Annotated in this window: 13 protein-coding genes, 1 tRNA gene and 1 pseudogene; 7 read left to right on the top strand and 8 right to left on the bottom strand. The window is 66.3% G+C overall.

All coding sequences use genetic code 11. The features are described 5' to 3' along the window. Positions 1–114 precede the first annotated feature (114 nt). Complete coding sequence (locus ASG20_RS10735; RefSeq protein WP_056051813.1) at positions 115–1,551, top strand: DEAD/DEAH box helicase; 1,437 nt, start codon at positions 115–117, stop codon at positions 1,549–1,551. 56 nt (positions 1,552–1,607) lie between these two features. Continuing rightward, complete coding sequence (locus tag ASG20_RS10740; protein WP_056051816.1) at positions 1,608–1,874, top strand: hypothetical protein; 267 nt, start codon at positions 1,608–1,610, stop codon at positions 1,872–1,874. Positions 1,875–2,095: 221 nt separating this feature from the next. Here ASG20_RS10740 and ASG20_RS10745 read toward each other — a convergent pair whose 3' ends face one another. The 5 genes and pseudogenes from ASG20_RS10745 to ASG20_RS10765 form a co-directional block, all read right to left on the bottom strand. Continuing rightward, positions 2,096–2,761 (bottom strand): nitroreductase, encoded by a 666-nt coding sequence (locus ASG20_RS10745; protein WP_056051820.1) that lies wholly within the window; start codon positions 2,759–2,761, stop codon positions 2,096–2,098. A gap of 122 nt (positions 2,762–2,883) precedes the next feature. Beyond that, a complete protein-coding gene (gene hslU, locus ASG20_RS10750) occupies positions 2,884–4,179 on the bottom strand; it encodes an ATP-dependent protease ATPase subunit HslU (protein ID WP_056051823.1) in 1,296 nt (431 codons plus the stop codon). Between the two features lie 119 nt (positions 4,180–4,298). After that, complete coding sequence (gene hslV / locus ASG20_RS10755; protein WP_056053053.1) at positions 4,299–4,841, bottom strand: ATP-dependent protease subunit HslV; 543 nt, start codon at positions 4,839–4,841, stop codon at positions 4,299–4,301. 190 nt (positions 4,842–5,031) lie between these two features. After that, positions 5,032–5,265: pseudogene (locus ASG20_RS10760) on the bottom strand (3TM-type holin); the annotation flags it as partial. Between the two features lie 88 nt (positions 5,266–5,353). Further along, a complete protein-coding gene (locus tag ASG20_RS10765; protein ID WP_056051829.1) occupies positions 5,354–5,890 on the bottom strand; it encodes a glycoside hydrolase family 108 protein in 537 nt (178 codons plus the stop codon). Positions 5,891–6,372: 482 nt separating this feature from the next. Here ASG20_RS10765 and ASG20_RS10770 point away from each other — a divergent pair, with 482 nt between their 5' ends. Next, a complete protein-coding gene (locus ASG20_RS10770) occupies positions 6,373–8,655 on the top strand; it encodes an NADP-dependent malic enzyme (RefSeq protein ID WP_056051832.1) in 2,283 nt (760 codons plus the stop codon). 214 nt (positions 8,656–8,869) lie between these two features. Here ASG20_RS10770 and ASG20_RS10775 read toward each other — a convergent pair. Next, positions 8,870–8,946, bottom strand: a tRNA-Pro gene (locus ASG20_RS10775). A gap of 255 nt (positions 8,947–9,201) precedes the next feature. On the opposite strand from ASG20_RS10775, the gene yajC reads away from it, so the two are divergent. Genes yajC through ASG20_RS10795 form a run of 4 tightly spaced genes read left to right on the top strand, consistent with a single transcriptional unit; the run spans position 9,202 to position 12,507 of the window. Beyond that, positions 9,202–9,543, top strand: coding sequence for a preprotein translocase subunit YajC (gene yajC / locus ASG20_RS10780; RefSeq protein ID WP_055875282.1), 342 nt, complete (start codon positions 9,202–9,204; stop codon positions 9,541–9,543). Continuing rightward, positions 9,543–11,147, top strand: coding sequence for a protein translocase subunit SecD (secD, locus tag ASG20_RS10785; protein WP_056051835.1), 1,605 nt, complete (start codon positions 9,543–9,545; stop codon positions 11,145–11,147). The genes yajC and secD overlap by 1 nt, the downstream gene beginning before the upstream one ends. A 14-nt stretch (positions 11,148–11,161) precedes the next feature. Further along, on the top strand, positions 11,162–12,136 hold the full coding sequence (secF, locus tag ASG20_RS10790) for a protein translocase subunit SecF (RefSeq protein ID WP_056051840.1): 975 nt from the start codon (positions 11,162–11,164) through the stop codon (positions 12,134–12,136). A gap of 2 nt (positions 12,137–12,138) precedes the next feature. Continuing rightward, positions 12,139–12,507: an Mth938-like domain-containing protein gene (locus tag ASG20_RS10795; protein WP_156364222.1), complete on the top strand. Its 369-nt coding sequence runs from the start codon at positions 12,139–12,141 to the stop codon at positions 12,505–12,507. On the opposite strand, the gene ASG20_RS10800 is transcribed toward ASG20_RS10795, so the two are convergent. Both ASG20_RS10800 and ASG20_RS10805 read right to left on the bottom strand, forming a co-directional pair. Then, positions 12,489–13,670: a glycosyltransferase gene (locus tag ASG20_RS10800; RefSeq protein WP_056051846.1), complete on the bottom strand. Its 1,182-nt coding sequence runs from the start codon at positions 13,668–13,670 to the stop codon at positions 12,489–12,491. The two genes, ASG20_RS10795 and ASG20_RS10800, sit on opposite strands and share 19 nt — an antisense overlap. A gap of 404 nt (positions 13,671–14,074) precedes the next feature. Further along, positions 14,075–14,899, bottom strand: coding sequence for a class I mannose-6-phosphate isomerase (locus ASG20_RS10805; RefSeq protein ID WP_056051849.1), 825 nt, complete (start codon positions 14,897–14,899; stop codon positions 14,075–14,077). Positions 14,900–15,064 lie beyond the last annotated feature (165 nt).

A 15,064-nucleotide genomic window follows, 5' to 3' on the forward strand; every position in this document is an offset into this window, starting at 1 on the left:
CGCCTCGGTCGTTTCCAACGGGCTTCCCTTTTCACGCGGGGTGTCAAAACACCACCGCCCCTCGCGCGTCCTTGTGTGGATTCGCGAGCCCGGCATCTATTTGAGAGACTATTCATGTCATTTGCAAACCTCGGCCTTGCCGAGCCGCTCGTCCGTGCGCTCGAAGCCAAGGGCTATACCGAGCCGACGCCGATCCAGGCACAGTCGATCCCGATCCTGCTTGAGGGCGGCGATCTGCTCGGCATCGCGCAGACCGGCACCGGCAAGACCGCCGCATTTGTGCTGCCGTCGATCCAGCGCCTGACCGAAAACCAGAAGCGCGTCCTGCCGACGCATTGCCGCATGCTGGTGCTCGCGCCGACGCGCGAACTCGCCAGCCAGATCGCCGACAGTGCGCGCGCTTACGGCCAGTTCAGCAAGATGTCGGTGACGACCGTGTTCGGCGGCACCAGCATCAACAAGAACCGCCAGGACATGAGCCGCGGCGTCGACATCCTCGTCGCCACGCCGGGCCGCCTGATCGATCTGATCGAGCAGGGCTTCGTGAACCTGTCGATGATCGAGATCCTCGTGCTCGACGAAGCCGACCAGATGATGGACCTCGGCTTCATCCATGCGCTGAAGAAGATCGTCCGCATGCTGCCGAAGAAGCGCCAGACGCTGTTCTTCTCGGCGACGATGCCGGTCGCGATCCGCGAGCTGGCGTCGCAGTTCCTGCTCGACCCTAAGACGGTGTCGGTGAAGCCCGCTGCGACGACCGCCGAGCGCGTCGACCAGTATGTCACCTTCTGCAACCAGTCGGAGAAGCAGGCGCTGCTGACGATCACGCTGGCCGATCCGGCGATCGACCGGGCGCTCGTGTTCACGCGCACCAAGCATGGCGCCGACCGCGTCGTGAAGCTGCTCGCGGGCAACGGCATCGCCTCGAACGCGATCCACGGCAACAAGAGCCAGGGCCAGCGCGAGCGGGCACTCGGCGAGTTCAAGCAGGGCAAGGTCAAGGTCCTGATCGCGACCGATATCGCCGCACGCGGCATCGACGTCTCGGGCGTTTCGCACGTCATCAACTTCGAGCTGCCGAACGTCGCTGAGCAGTATGTCCACCGCATCGGCCGTACCGCACGTGCCGGCGCGAGCGGCATCGCCGTCGCGTTCTGCGCGGATGACGAGAAGGCGTACTTGCGCGACATCGAGCGGATCACCCGCCAGAAGGTTCAGGTCCGGTCGCTGCCGGAGGATTTCGTCAACCTGTCGAACCAGATCAAGCAGACGCGCGTGAAGACGATGGGCGCCGATCCCGAGGTTCGGATCGACCGTCCGCGCGATCCGGCACGGCCGCGCGCGACGCATTCGCCTAGGGCGACCGGTACGACTGGTCGCAATTATGCGGGTGCTAGCCGTGGTGGCCAGGGTGGCGGCGGTCAGGGCGGCGGCGGCGGTCGTCCCCAGGGCGGTGGTCGTCCTGGTGGTCAGGGCGGCGGTCGTCCGGCTGGTGGCGGCGGCGGTGGTCGTGGTCCGAGCCGCGGCGCGGGTCCGAGCTCGGCACGCTAAGGAGCATTCGTTCGCCTCGCGGGTTTGCTATACGCTAGCCCGCGAGGAGAATGCTCATGGACGTTTCCACTACACCTGTTGCCGAACGCGTCGCACGCGTGCTGGCCGGACAGCGGATCAGCGCGAATGCCGGCGGCGATGCCGAGTCGGCTTCGCGGCTGATCGACGATGCGTGGGCGGACTATCTGCCCGATGCGCTGGCGGTCCTGAAAACGTTGCGCGAGCCTGACAAGGCGATGGCCGCGGCGGGTGACCCTGCGGTTTGGGAAGCGATGATCCTTGCGGGGATCAAGGGTGCCAAGCCGGTTACGGTAGTCCTCTAAAAGGTTGTTTCCCCGCGAAGGCGGGGACCCAGTCTGGGCACCCGCCTTCGCGGGTGAACAAAATGGGGGCGACGCACCCGGCCCATATACACCACCCCGGCGAAGCCCGGGCCCAGTTGGCAAGGCCGGCGTAACGAAGCGCTTTCATCCGTTACAATCGTCCCCCAACTAGGCCCTGGCCTTCGCCGGGGTGGTGTCTTGGTTAGCTTCGATGGCCTAAATCAGCTGATCGTCGTCAGCCATTCCGCTTCGTCTGCGCGCTCTGTGCGCAGAGCGTTAACAGGCGCGCCCTTGTCCTCGTACCCGACCGCCATGCCGCAGAAGAGCATGCGGTCTTCGGGCAAGTCCAAGAACCGCCCGACCGTTTCCGGATACATCGCCCAGCATTCCTGCGGGCAGGTGGCGAGGCCGGCGTCTACCGCGAGCAGCATCAGATTCTGCAGGTACATGCCGAGGTCCGACCATTGCGGCGGGCCCATGCGGCGGTCCACCGTGCAGAAATAGGCGGCGGGGGCGGCAAAAAACTGGAAGTTTTGGGCGAACCAGTCCCGGCGAGCGGACTTGTCATCGCGGGAGATGCCGAGGTGCGCGTACATCGCCTCGCCGACGGCGTAGCGGCGGTCCCGGTAGGGGGCGGTGAGGTCTTTTGGATAGACGTCGTAGGCTGGGGTTTCGGTTTCGCCGGCGGCTAGCTTGTCCGCCATCGTCGCCTTGAGGCGGGCCATCGAGTCGCCTTGGACGATGGCGATGTGCCAGGGCTGGAGGTTACCGCCGGTTGCGGCTCGGGATGCTTTTATCGCGAGGTCGCGGAGTAGGGTCGGGTCGACGGGGGTGTCGAGGAAGCCTCGGACGGAGCGGCGAGCAGCTATGGCTTCGGTCACGTCCATGGTGTTCTCCTAAACACCCCCCACTCCGTTCGCCCTGAGCGAAGTCGAAGGGCATGAAACTCAGGGTGCTTCGACTTCGCTCAGCACGAACGGATGGGGGAAGGTTTGCCTTCCCCCATTAGTTACAGCACGAACCGGCTCAGGTCGGTGTTGCGGGCGATTTCCTTCAGCTGGCTGTCAACGTACGCGCCGTCGATGACGAGGTTCGAGCCGCCGCGGTCTTCGGCGTTGTAGCTTACTTCCTCGAGCAGCTTTTCCATCACCGTCTGCAAACGCCGGGCGCCGATGTTTTCGATCTCGGAATTCACTTCGGCGGCGATGCGCGCGATCGCGGCGATGCCGTCTTCGGTGAACTCGATGCCGACGCCTTCGGTGGCGATCAGCGCCTTGTATTGCAGCGGCAGCGACGCCTTGGTGTCCGACAGGATCGCAACGAAATCAGCTTCGGTGAGGCCCTTCAACTCGACGCGGATCGGAAGGCGGCCCTGCAATTCGGGGAGCAGGTCGCTCGGCTTGGCGACGTGGAACGCGCCGCTGGCGATGAAGAGGATGTGGTCGGTCTTCATCGGGCCGTATTTCGTGGCGACCGTGGTGCCCTCGATCAACGGCAGCAGGTCGCGCTGAACGCCTTCGCGGCTGATCGAACCGCCGCGGCCGTCGGAGACCGCGATCTTGTCGATCTCATCGAGGAAGACGATGCCATTGGCCTCTGCGTCGGCGAGGGCTGCGCGGCTGACCTCGTCCTGGTCGAGGCGCTTGTCGGCCTCTTCCTCGACGAGCTTGTCCCAGGCCGCGTGGACCGTCAGTTTCCGCCGCTTCAGCTGCTGGCCGCCGCCGAACGACTTCATCATCTCGCCGAGATTGATCATCTGCGGCGCACCGCCGGGGATTTCGAACGGCGTGGTCGGTGCCTGCTCGACCTCGATCTCGACTTCGGCGGAGTTCAGGTGACCGTCTAGGAAGCGCTGCTTGAAGCTTTCGCGCGTCGCGGTGCTCGAATCCTTGCCGACCAGCGCGTCGAGGAGGCGCGACATCGCTGCCTCCTCGGCCTTGTCCTTGACGGCGACGCGACGGCGTTCCTTTTCGAGGCGGATGGCTTCCTCGACGAGATCGCGGGCGATCTGTTCGACGTCGCGGCCGACATAGCCGACCTCGGTGAACTTGGTCGCCTCGACCTTCACGAACGGCGCGTCGGCGAGTTTCGCGAGGCGGCGGCTGATCTCGGTCTTGCCGCAGCCGGTCGGTCCGATCATCAGGATGTTCTTGGGCGTGACCTCGTCGCGGAGGTCTTCGCTGAGCTGCTGGCGGCGCCAGCGGTTGCGCATCGCGACGGCGACTGCGCGCTTGGCGGCGGCCTGGCCGATGATGTGGGCGTCGAGCGCGGCGACGATGGCCTTCGGGGTGAGCTGTTCGTTCATTTTGTTACCTTCTCCCCTCCCGCTCGGGAGGGGTCGGGGGAGGGCGTGGCCGCAGCGGAAGGCGTGGGTGGGGTGTATTTCAGCCCCTCCCCTAACCCCTCCCGCAAGCGGGAGAGGGATTACGTGGTCGAATCCATCGTTTCGACCGTGAGGCGGTCGTTGGTGTAGACGCAGAGCTCGGACGCTATATGCATCGCCTTGCGGCACAACACCTCGGCGTCGGTCTCGTATTCTACCAGCGCTCGGGCGGCGGCGAGCGCGTAGTTGCCGCCGGAGCCGATCGCGGCGACGCCGTTCTCGGGTTCGAGAACGTCGCCGTTGCCGGTGAGGATCAGCGTCACGTCCTTGTCGGCGACGATCATCATCGCTTCCAGGTTGCGGAGGAACTTGTCGGTGCGCCAGTCCTTGGCGAGCTCGACCGCGGCGCGCAGGAGCTGGCCCTGGTGCGCTTCGAGCTTGCGTTCGAGGCGTTCGAACAAGGTGAAGGCGTCGGCTGTAGCGCCGGCGAATCCACCGATTACGCTGCCGTCGCCTAGGCGGCGCACTTTGCGCGCGTTGGGTTTCATGACGGTCTGGCCCATCGAGACCTGGCCGTCGCCGATCACGACGACCTTGCCGCCGCGGCGGACCGAGAGGATCGTGGTGCCGTGCCATGTCGGCATGGCGTGGGGGTCGTTGCTCATGCCAGCGATGTAGGGTGTGGATGACGGGGTGCAACGGTGGGGCCGCAACGGCAGGACCGCTTATCACGCGCCCTCCCCGTCATCCTGACGAAAGTCAGGACCCAGAGCCACGGACGTGTCGGCTGGAACCCTGGGTCCTGACTTTCGTCAGGATGACGGAAGCGGGAGGTCAGCGCCCCTTTCCCCATTCCCGCGCCACCGTGTAGCCGAGATAGCCGGTGCCGAAGAGCGCGTAGAGGGGTTCGGGGATGGCGTTCAGGTACGCCGCCATGCCGGCCGCGATCGCCTGTGCCGTTTGCGGGCGGACCGCGGCGATCAGGCCTGCGGGGATCGCGCCGAGCAGCAATGTGTACATCACGTAGAGGAACGTCGGGCGAGCGCGGGTGATCCAGGGATCTGGTGCGGGATCAAGGGGTTGCGGGGTCATTGGCTGCCTCCGGCAAAAGTGAAGTATAGGAAGTGTAGACGCTGGGAGCGTTTCGTCACGAGCGTCATGTGCGGTTCGCGAGCCAGCCGTAGAGGAAGGCTTCGTTGGCGGGACGGGTCTCGGCGAGCGCGACGTAGCGTTCGCCCTGGAGCGCCTCGATCGCTTTCAGAAGCACGGTTTCGCCGCCGGGTTTGCGGCGGGCGAGGAAGGCTTCGAGCGCGGTCAGGGTCGCGGGGCCGATGCGGCCATCCAGGATCATGTCGGGATAGTCGGTGGCGCCGCGGTTGAGCGCGTTGAGCGCGCGCTGAAGGAAGGTGGCGGCGACCGCGGGGCCCATGTTGACGCCGGTGTCGAAGAGTTCTTCGGCAATTTTGGGGGCTCGCTCGGCGATCTGATCGAAGGCGGGACGGGTCCAGTAGAGGCGGCGGTAGATGGTTTCGGCCTGGTCGCGGGGGAAATTGCGCATGTCTCCGGGGTAGCCGTTGGAGCGGGCTACTTGTTGCGTGATGCCGTATCTGGTGGGGCCGCCTCGGTCTGCGGGGTGGTTGGAGTAGCCGCCTTCGCGGTCGATGACGGCGTCGATTAGGTGGTCGATGGTCATGGCTGGCTCCCGGTTTTGTTGGCGGGAGCGAACCATATTGGTTCGCTGTAGGATAGGGAATTCTTGACGTTCGCCCTCCGCCTTTCTTGCTCCCCTCCCTGGAAGGGAGGGGTTGGGGGTGGGTCGGCCTGCTTGAGTCTGGTGCGTTCGTATGCGGAAGCCGACCCACCCCCTGCCCCTCCCTTCCAGGGAGGGGGCGAGAAGCGCTTTTCATCCTCTGCACCACCCCGGCGGAGGCCGGGGTCCAATTGGGGGACGGTGCTGACTGAGGGCGGCGCTTCGTTAGGTCCGACGTTCCAATTGGGCCCCGGCCTTCGCCGGGGTGGTACCGTATGGTTCAACCGTGTGCGGCCAAACCGACGCTACGTCCGCGCGGGGTTGGCGGATTGGTGCCCCTAAGGCTATGCGCTCCCTTGAACATTCGCCGCGGGCCTTGCCCGCGCCCACCCGGTCGCCGCCGCGGCCGACAGGTTAGGAAGACCATGGAAGACGATTTCCGCAAAGCCGCGCTCGATTATCACCGCTATCCCAAGCCTGGTAAGCTCTCGGTCGAGGCAACCAAGCGGATGGCGACGCAGCGCGATCTGGCGCTCGCCTACTCGCCGGGCGTCGCCGCGGCGTGCGAGGAGATCGCCGCGGATCCGGACAAGGCGCGGGATTATACCGCGCGCGGCAATCTCGTGGCCGTCATTACCAACGGGACCGCGGTGCTCGGGCTCGGCGCGATCGGCGCGCTCGCGTCGAAGCCGGTGATGGAGGGCAAGGCGGTGCTCTTCAAGAAATTCGCGGGGATCGACTGCTTCGACATCGAGATCGACCAGCTCGACCCACAGGCGTTCATCGAAGCGGTCCGCGTGCTCGAGCCGACGTTCGGCGGGATCAATCTCGAGGATATCAAGGCGCCCGAGTGCTTCGAGATCGAGACGAAGCTGCGCGAGGTGATGAACATCCCGGTGTTCCATGACGACCAGCACGGCACCGCGATCGTGTGTGCCGCCGCGGTCCGCAACGTGCTCGAACTGCGCGGCAAGCGGCTCGACCAGATGAAGCTGGTGACGTCGGGCGCAGGTGCGGCGGCGCTGGCGACGGTCGATCTGCTCGTGTCGATGGGGCTCAATCCCGAGAACGTGACGCTGACCGATATCGCGGGCGTGGTGCACAAGGATCGCGGCGACGTGATGCCGCCGAACATGGCGCGGTACGCGCGCACGACCAACGCGCGGACCCTGCCGGACGTGCTGGAGGGGGCGGACATCTTCCTCGGGCTGTCGGCACCGCGCGTGCTGAAGCAGGAATGGCTGCATCTGCTCGCACCCGATCCGCTGATCCTGGCGCTGGCGAACCCGGAGCCGGAGATCCAGCCGGCGCTGGTGCATGCGACCCGGCCCGATGCGATCATCGCCACGGGGCGTTCGGATTTTCCGAACCAGGTCAACAACGTGCTGTGCTTCCCGTTCATCTTCCGCGGCGCGCTCGACGTCGGCGCGACCGAGATCAACGAGGCGATGAAGGTCGCGGCGGTCGACGCGATCGCGGCCCTGGCGCGCGCTACGGCTTCGGACGTGGTCGTGTCGGCCTATGGCGGCGCGACCCCGGTGTTCGGGCCGACCTATATCATCCCCAAGCCGTTCGATCCGCGGCTGATCCTGCACGTCGCGCCGGCGGTGGCGAAGGCGGCGATGGAGTCGGGCGTGGCGACGCGGCCGATCGAGGATTTCGACGCATATCTGCGTGACCTCGAAGTGTTCGTGTATCGTTCGGGCCAGCTGATGCGGCCGATCTTCGCGCGCGCCAAGCAGGCGGGGCGCTCGATCGCGTATGGCGAGGGCGAGGACCCGCGGACGCTGCGCGCGGTGCAGACGGTAATCGACGAGGGTATCGGCCGGCCGGTGCTGATCGGGCGGCGCGAGGTCATCGCCGAGCGGATCGAGGCGAGCGGGCTGCGCATGACGATCGGCACCGATGTCGAGGTGCTCGATCCGGGCACCGACCGCGAGGTATTCGACCCCCTGCTCGCCGGCTACAGCACGCTCGTCGGGCGGCGCGGCACGCCGCCCGACAGCGCCGAGCGTGCGCTGCGGACGCGGCCGAGCGTGGCGGCAGCAATGCTGCTGCGCGAGGGGCGAGTCGATGCGGCGTTGTGCGGGGGCATCGGCGACTGGTGGACGCAGATGACGTACGTCATGCCGCTGCTGCCGCGGAAGCCGGGCGTGTCGCGGCTGTACGCGATGTCGGCAGTGATCCTGCGGACCGGCAGTCTGTTCTTCTGCGATACGCACGTGACGATCGACCCGACCGCCGAGCAGATCGCCGAGATGACGATGCTCGCGGCCGAGGCGGTGCGCGCATTCGCGATCGAGCCGAAGGCGGCGTTGCTGTCGCATTCGAGCTTCGGCGCGTCGCGGTCGCCCTCGGCGCAGAAGATGCGCGCGGGTCACGCGTTGCTGAAGGAAATGGCGCCCGAGTTCGAGTTCGATGGCGAGATGCACGGCGATGCGGCGCTGTCGGAGGCGCTGCGGCGGCGGCTGGTCGACGACAGCCCGCTGACCGGGTCGGCGAACCTGCTGGTGATGCCGAACATCGACGCGGCGAACATCGCGGTGTCGCTGCTGTCGGCGTCGACCGAATCGGCGCCGCTGGGGCCGATGCTGCTGGGGCTGGCGAAGCCGCTGCAGATGATGGTGCCGAGCGTGACCGCACGCGGGATTGTGAACCTGAGCGCGATCGCTGTGGGGCATGCGGCTACGGTGCGCGAGACGGCGTAAACCTTCTCCTTCTGCCCCCCTCCCTGGCAGGGAGGGGTTGGGGGTGGGTCGGCTTCCGCATGTTCGGACCGGTGGGGCTCAAGCCGGCCTACCCACCCCCAGCCCCTCCCTTTCAGGGAAGGGAGCGCGTTGCGGGCGAGGTGAGCGTGGCACGCAAGTGAGCAGCGTCGATGCTGCCTGAGCAACGCCGCGTCTTTTCATCGATGTAAGAAAATGGTCGGAGCGACAGGATTCGAACCTGCGACCCCCACACCCCCAGTGTGGTGCGCTACCAGGCTGCGCTACGCTCCGACCGAACGGGCCGCAAGGCGACCCGAGGGGGGCGCACTACGCGGGGTCTGCGCCCGATGCAAGCCCGAACACCGCAGCGATATCCGCAGCCATCTCGGATGCGCCCGGTCGCATGACGCCCACGTCTCATCCTGTGGCGATCTGTTGCGCGAGGTTCCAAGCGATGATAGCGGGCGGACCAATGCGGGCGCGACGCGCGACGTCCGGCCCGACCCAACCTTGCGCCTTCCACGGCCCAGCCAGATACGGACCTTCATGTTCATCTCACCAGCTTATGCCCAGGCCGCAGACGGCGCCACGACGGCGGGGGGCGGGATCGCCTCGTTCCTGAGCCTCGCGCCGCTCTTCCTCGTGTTCGTCGTGTTCTATTTCCTGATGATCCGCCCGCAGCAAAAGCGCATGAAGGCGCTGCAGGCGTCGGTCGCCGCGGTGAAGAAGAACGACAGCGTCGTGACCTCGGGCGGGATCCTGGGCAAGGTGACCAAGGTCGAGGATAACGTCGTCGAGGTCGAGATCGCGCCGAATGTCCGCGTGCGCGTCGTCAAGGCGACGCTGACCGACATCACCAGCCCGAACACGAAGCCGGCAAACGACTGATGTTGGATTTTCCGCGCTGGAAGATCGGGTCGATCATCGGGCTGCTGGCGGCACTCTGCCTGCTGGCGATCCCGAGCTTCCTCCCCGAGAGCACCACGAGCCAATGGGGGCGGATCCCGCATCCGCACATCAACCTCGGACTCGATCTCGCCGGCGGCAGCTATCTGCTGCTCGAGGCGGATACCGCCGACCTCGCCGCGACGCGGATCGAGGCGATGCGCGACAGCGTCGCGGGGACGATGCGCAACGGGACGCCGCGGATCGAGATCGGCGACATCTCGACGCGAGGCGGGCAGCTGAGCTTCCTGCTGCGTGATCCGAGCCAGGTCGATGCGGCGCGCGAGCGCCTGCTCGCGATCACCGGCGGTGGCGCTGGCATGAGCGGCCAGCGCGAATGGGACATCACCGTCGTCGACACGAGCCGGTTCGTGCTCAAGCCCACCGAAGCCGGCCTGACCCAGGCGGTCGACACGGCGATGAAGGACGCGACCGAAGTCGTCCGCCGCCGCATCGACGAGCTGGGCACCAAGGAGCCGACGATCGTCCGCCAGGGCGCGACCCGGATCGTCGTCCAGGTGCCGGGGCTGAAGAACCCGCAGGCGCTGAAGGACCTGCTCGGCAAGACTGCCAAGCTCGAATTCAAGCTGGTCGACGAGACCGCGAACCCGGCCGATCTGGTCAAGGGTATCGCGCCGATCGGCAGCCAGGTCCTCCCGTATCCGGGCAATCCGCGCGGCGTGCCGTTCATCGCGGTCAAGCGCTCGGTGATCATCTCGGGCGACCAGCTCGCCGATGCGCGCCAGGAGTTCGAACCGCAGACCAACGCGCCGCAGGTGGCGATCACGTTCGACGCGGTCGGCGGCCGTCGCTTCGCCAAGGTCACGACCGAGAACACGGGTAAACCGTTCGCGATCATCCTCGACAATTCGGTGATCTCCGCGCCCAACATCAACGAGCCCATCCTTGGTGGTCGCGCGTCGATCTCGGGCAATTTCACCGTCGAATCGGCAAACTCGCTGGCGATTTCGCTGCGCTCAGGCAAGCTGCCGGTGGCGCTGAAGACGATCGCAGAGAGCACCGTCAGCCCCGACCTCGGCAAGGATTCGATCCGCGCCGGCGTGCTGGCGTCGATCGTCGCCGCGCTGCTCGTGATCGTGTTCATGTTCGTGACCTATGGCCGGTTCGGCCTGTATGCGAACCTCGCGGTGGTCATCAACATCTTGGTCATCGTCGCGGTCATGGCGATGCTGAACGCGACGCTGACGCTGCCCGGTATCGCCGGGTTCGTGTTGACGATCGGTACCGCGGTGGATGCCAACGTGCTGATCAACGAACGTATTCGCGAGGAGCGGCGACGCGGGCGTAGCGTGATCCAGTCGGTCGAGCTCGGCTACAAGGAAGCATCGCGGACGATCTTCGAGGCCAACGTGACGCACGCCATCACCGGCGTGATCATGCTGCTGCTCGGCTCGGGTCCGGTGAAGGGCTTTGCGGTCGTGCTGCTGATCGGGATCTGCACGTCGGTGTTCACCGCCGTCACGTTCACGCGGATGATGGTCGCGCTGTGGCTGCGGAAGAACCGCCCCACCACGATCAATATTTGAGGCGGGAGATAACCATGCGCCTGCTGAAACTCGTTCCCGACAACACGAACCTCAAGTTCGTCAGCCTACGCAAATGGGCGTTCGGGCTGACCCTGATCCTCTCGCTTCTAGCGGTCGGCCTCGTCGCCTTTCGCGGCCTGAACATGGGCGTCGATTTCGTCGGCGGCGTCCTGATCGAACAGAACTTCGCGACGCCGCCGTCGATCGAGGCGGTGCGGACAGAAGTCGACCGCCTCGGTGTCGGCGAAGCCTCGATCCAGTCGTTCAGCGATCCCAAGACGCTGTCGATCCGCTTGCCGTTGCCCGACAGTGGCGACGAAGGTGCGACCAACCGCCTGGTGAAGAAGGTGTCGGATGATATCGGGGCGAAATTCCCGGGATCGACCTTCTCGAAATACGACACCATCTCGGGCAAGGTCTCGGACGAACTGATCACCAAGGGACTGCTCGCGGTCGGCCTGGCGATCCTGGGCATCGCCTTGTTCGCCGTGGTGCGGTTCGAGTGGCAGTTCGGCGTCTCGACCATCGTCGCGATCGTCCACGATCTGTTGATGACGCTCGGCTTCTTCGCGCTGATGCGGAATGATTTCGAGGTCGACCTGAACATCGTCGCGGCGGTGCTGACGATCATCTCCTACTCGATCAACGACAAGATCGTGATCGACGACCGTATCCGCGAGAACATGCGCCGCTATCGCAAGATGGACATGCGCGAGATCATCGACCTGTCCGTGAACGAGACGCTGCCGCGTACCGTGATGACGTCGGTGACGATCCTGCTCGCGCTGGTTGCGATGCTGGTGCTGGGCGGCCACGTGCTGCGCGGGTTCACCGCGGCGATGATCCTGGGTATCGTCGTGGGGACGTATTCGTCGATCTACGTGTCGTCGTCGCTGCTGATCACGCTGGGTCTGCGGGCCGATCCTGCACCGCGCAAGGGTGGCGTGCAGGACGGCGCCGAGCGGGTTGGTCCCAAGGTCGAGCGTTGAGGATGGACCGCGAGAAGACCGATGGGCCGATGATCTCGGCGTTCGGTCGCGGCGGGTTCAAGGTCGACGACGGCTATTACACCGCGCTGGCGATCAGCCCCGAGCGCGCGGATGGCTGGGAGCCGCCGGCGTTCGAGGCGCTGGGCGAGGCCGATGTCGCAGCGTTGCTGGCGCTCGATCCGCCGCCCGAGTTTCTGTTGCTCGGGACCGGCAATGCGCTGCGTCAGCCGCCGCTTGCGTTCAAGCGTGCGGTCGAGGCGCGCGGGTTCGGGATCGAGGCGATGGATAGTCGTGCCGCCGCCCGCGCGTGGGCAGTATTGCGCGGCGAGGGTCGCTGGATCGTCGCGGCGCTCTATCCGCTCGAGGGGTAGGCCGCGACCAACGCCGTCAGGTGCGCGTAGAGCGCGGCGGTGTTTTTTTCCCACGTGAAGCCGGCCGCCATCGCCCGCGTCGCGGCTTGCTCCGGCGGGTCGCGCAACAGCGTGCCGATCGCGGCGGCGAACGCCAGCGGATCGCCGATCGTCACACGGCCCGCGGCGGGCGACGTTACCACTTCGTGCGCGCTCCCGGCGTCGGTGATGACGATCGGCGTGCCGCTAGCGAGCGATTCGATCCACGCGTTGGCGAGCCCCTCCGACATCGAGGCGAGCGCGGTGACGTCGGCGGCGGCGACCAGCGCGGGCAAGTCGGCGTGCGGGATCGCGCCGAGCAGGCGGACCCGGTCGCCGACGCCGAGTCGGGCGATCAGCGATTCGAGCGCGCCGCGATAGGCCCCCTCGCCCGCGATCAACAGCGTCACGCCGGGGAGCGCGGCGATCGCGGCGATCACGACCTGATGGCCCTTGCGCTCGATCAGGCCGCCGATCGCGACGACCAGAGGCCCCGTGATGCCGAGCCGCGCCTTGGCGGCGACCCGGTCGGTCGGTTGGAAGCGAGTCTGGTCGACGCCGGTATGGTGGATGCGGATCCGGTCTTTGGGGAGGCCTAACGCGACCATGTCCGCCTTCATCGCCGCGCCGACCGCGAGCAGCCCTGCCGCCCCCTGCCCCGCATCGCGAACCTGCGCGGCGGTGGCGGGGACCATGCCCCAATGGTGGATGTCGGAGCCGCGTGCCTTGATCGAGACGGGCACGCCGTAGCGTTTGCCGAGTGCGACCGCGGCGGGGCCGTCGGGGAAGAAGAACGACGCGTCGATCACGTCGAACGCGAAGGTGTCGCGGAGGGCGTCGAGCAGCGGTACGAGCGCGCGTTCGAGTGCTGCGGCGTGATGGCGGCCTTGCGTGAAGGGGATCGCGGTGAAGCGGGGGCGGTGGACGGCGACAGCCTTCCAGGTTTCGCGGTGCGGCAGTTTGGCGAGCGGCGCGTAATGGCGGACATTGCGCAGGATGCCGGGCGGAAGACCGATCGGCGCAACCACTGTCAGGTCCACATCGGGATGCGCGGCGAGCCCCAGCGTCTGCCGCTCGACGAAGCCGCCGAAGTTCGGACGGGTCGCGTCGGGAAACAGCGTGGAGAGGGTGAGAACGCGCAGCATTGCGCGGGGGTATAGCGCGGCGGTTAATGGGTGGTGAGTCGTCCCCTTCTACCACCCGGCAAAGGGCGCGGAGTGGAGGCCATGTGCCACAGATGATGAAGGGCTAATTGGCGGCGAACGAGGCGCCGTGCCATCCGCCCTTACCACCCCGGCGGAGGCCGGGGCCCAATTGGTAAGGTGGCAATAACAGTGTGCCACGCTTCATTAGCAACGTTCCCCAATTGGGCCCCGGCCTTCGCCGGGGTGGAGCAAGAAGGTATGAGGTGGTCGCTCGTGGGAATGGCGTTCGGCCTGAACCACGATGTTTCCCCACGAAGGCGGGACCCAGACTGGGCTCCCGCCTTCGCGGGAGAACAAGGAGGGGCGGGAAGCGCTCTCCTTCTCTCCCTCGATCTAGCCCTTGCTCAAATCCGCTTCGCCAAAGGATACGCGAACAGCACATCCGCATCCGCGCTGGTCGAGACCGTCTCGCTACCCGTCATCGTCGCGCATTCGCCGGCCTTGAACGCAACGCCGGCGACATCGCCCGAGCCGGTGATCGGGATGACCCAGCCGGTCGTGCCCTCGGGCAGGTTGACGACATGATCGCCGCCCTTCCAGCGCTCGAGCACGAACTTCGGCCCTTCGACCATGATCGTCCGGCCGGTTTCGACCTCGATCGGCGGCGCGACGGGCACGTACGGGGTCGGATCGGCAACCTCGATGCCGTCCTTCAGGTGGAGTTCGCGGTCGCTGCCGTAATCGTACAGGCGATAGGTCGTCTCGGAATTCTGCTGGACCTCGATCACCGTCAGGCCACCGCCGATCGCGTGGATCGTGTCCGAGGCGCAATACATGAAATCGCCCGGCTTGACCGGCTTCCAGTCGAGCTTGTCCTCGATCGTGCCGTCGATCGCCGACTGGCGCAGCTCGTCCTTCGAGATCGCCTGTTTCGTGCCGACCGCGATCGTCGATGTCGGTTCGGCGGCGAGGACCGTCCAGCACTCGTCCTTGCCGCGCGGCAGGCCGCGGGCGTGCGCCTGCTCGTCGTTCGGATGGACCTGGACCGACAGCTTTTCGCTGGTGAACAGGTACTTGATCAACAGGTCGGGCGTGGTGTTGCCCGGCTCCTGGAACCAGACTTCGCCGATCGGCGGCGTTCCGGGGGCCGCGTCCTCGAAACCGGGCCAGAGCGTGTCGCGACCCCAGGGCTTCTCGACGCGGTGGGTGTGCAACAGGGTGGCGGGCATGGGATCGTCCTCGATTGGAATGGCGTTTCGCCAACGCACGACCTTTGCCGTGCGATCCGCGCCAGCGAAAGCCCCCCTGCCCCATGAAGTCGCCCGCTCGAGAGCCTCCTTGGGTGTTTGGCGAAAGGGATTGTTCGCGAAGCCCCGGTTACGCTAAGGACAACG

This window comes from Sphingomonas sp. Leaf198 (assembly GCF_001424005.1).
Lineage (GTDB): Bacteria > Pseudomonadota > Alphaproteobacteria > Sphingomonadales > Sphingomonadaceae > Sphingomonas.

Coding starts and splice junctions, on each gene's coding strand:
- ASG20_RS10765 (WP_056051829.1), bottom strand. CDS start 5,890: ATGACCATCGACCACCTAATCGACGCCGTCATCGACCGCGAAGGCGGC.
- ASG20_RS10795 (WP_156364222.1), top strand. CDS start 12,139: ATGGACCGCGAGAAGACCGATGGGCCGATGATCTCGGCGTTCGGTCGC.
- ASG20_RS10740 (WP_056051816.1), top strand. CDS start 1,608: ATGGACGTTTCCACTACACCTGTTGCCGAACGCGTCGCACGCGTGCTG.
- ASG20_RS10800 (WP_056051846.1), bottom strand. CDS start 13,670: ATGCTGCGCGTTCTCACCCTCTCCACGCTGTTTCCCGACGCGACCCGT.
- ASG20_RS10735 (WP_056051813.1), top strand. CDS start 115: ATGTCATTTGCAAACCTCGGCCTTGCCGAGCCGCTCGTCCGTGCGCTC.
- hslU (WP_056051823.1), bottom strand. CDS start 4,179: ATGAACGAACAGCTCACCCCGAAGGCCATCGTCGCCGCGCTCGACGCC.
- yajC (WP_055875282.1), top strand. CDS start 9,202: ATGTTCATCTCACCAGCTTATGCCCAGGCCGCAGACGGCGCCACGACG.
- ASG20_RS10745 (WP_056051820.1), bottom strand. CDS start 2,761: ATGGACGTGACCGAAGCCATAGCTGCTCGCCGCTCCGTCCGAGGCTTC.
- ASG20_RS10805 (WP_056051849.1), bottom strand. CDS start 14,899: ATGCCCGCCACCCTGTTGCACACCCACCGCGTCGAGAAGCCCTGGGGT.
- secD (WP_056051835.1), top strand. CDS start 9,543: ATGTTGGATTTTCCGCGCTGGAAGATCGGGTCGATCATCGGGCTGCTG.
- secF (WP_056051840.1), top strand. CDS start 11,162: ATGCGCCTGCTGAAACTCGTTCCCGACAACACGAACCTCAAGTTCGTC.
- ASG20_RS10770 (WP_056051832.1), top strand. CDS start 6,373: ATGGAAGACGATTTCCGCAAAGCCGCGCTCGATTATCACCGCTATCCC.
- hslV (WP_056053053.1), bottom strand. CDS start 4,841: ATGCCGACATGGCACGGCACCACGATCCTCTCGGTCCGCCGCGGCGGC.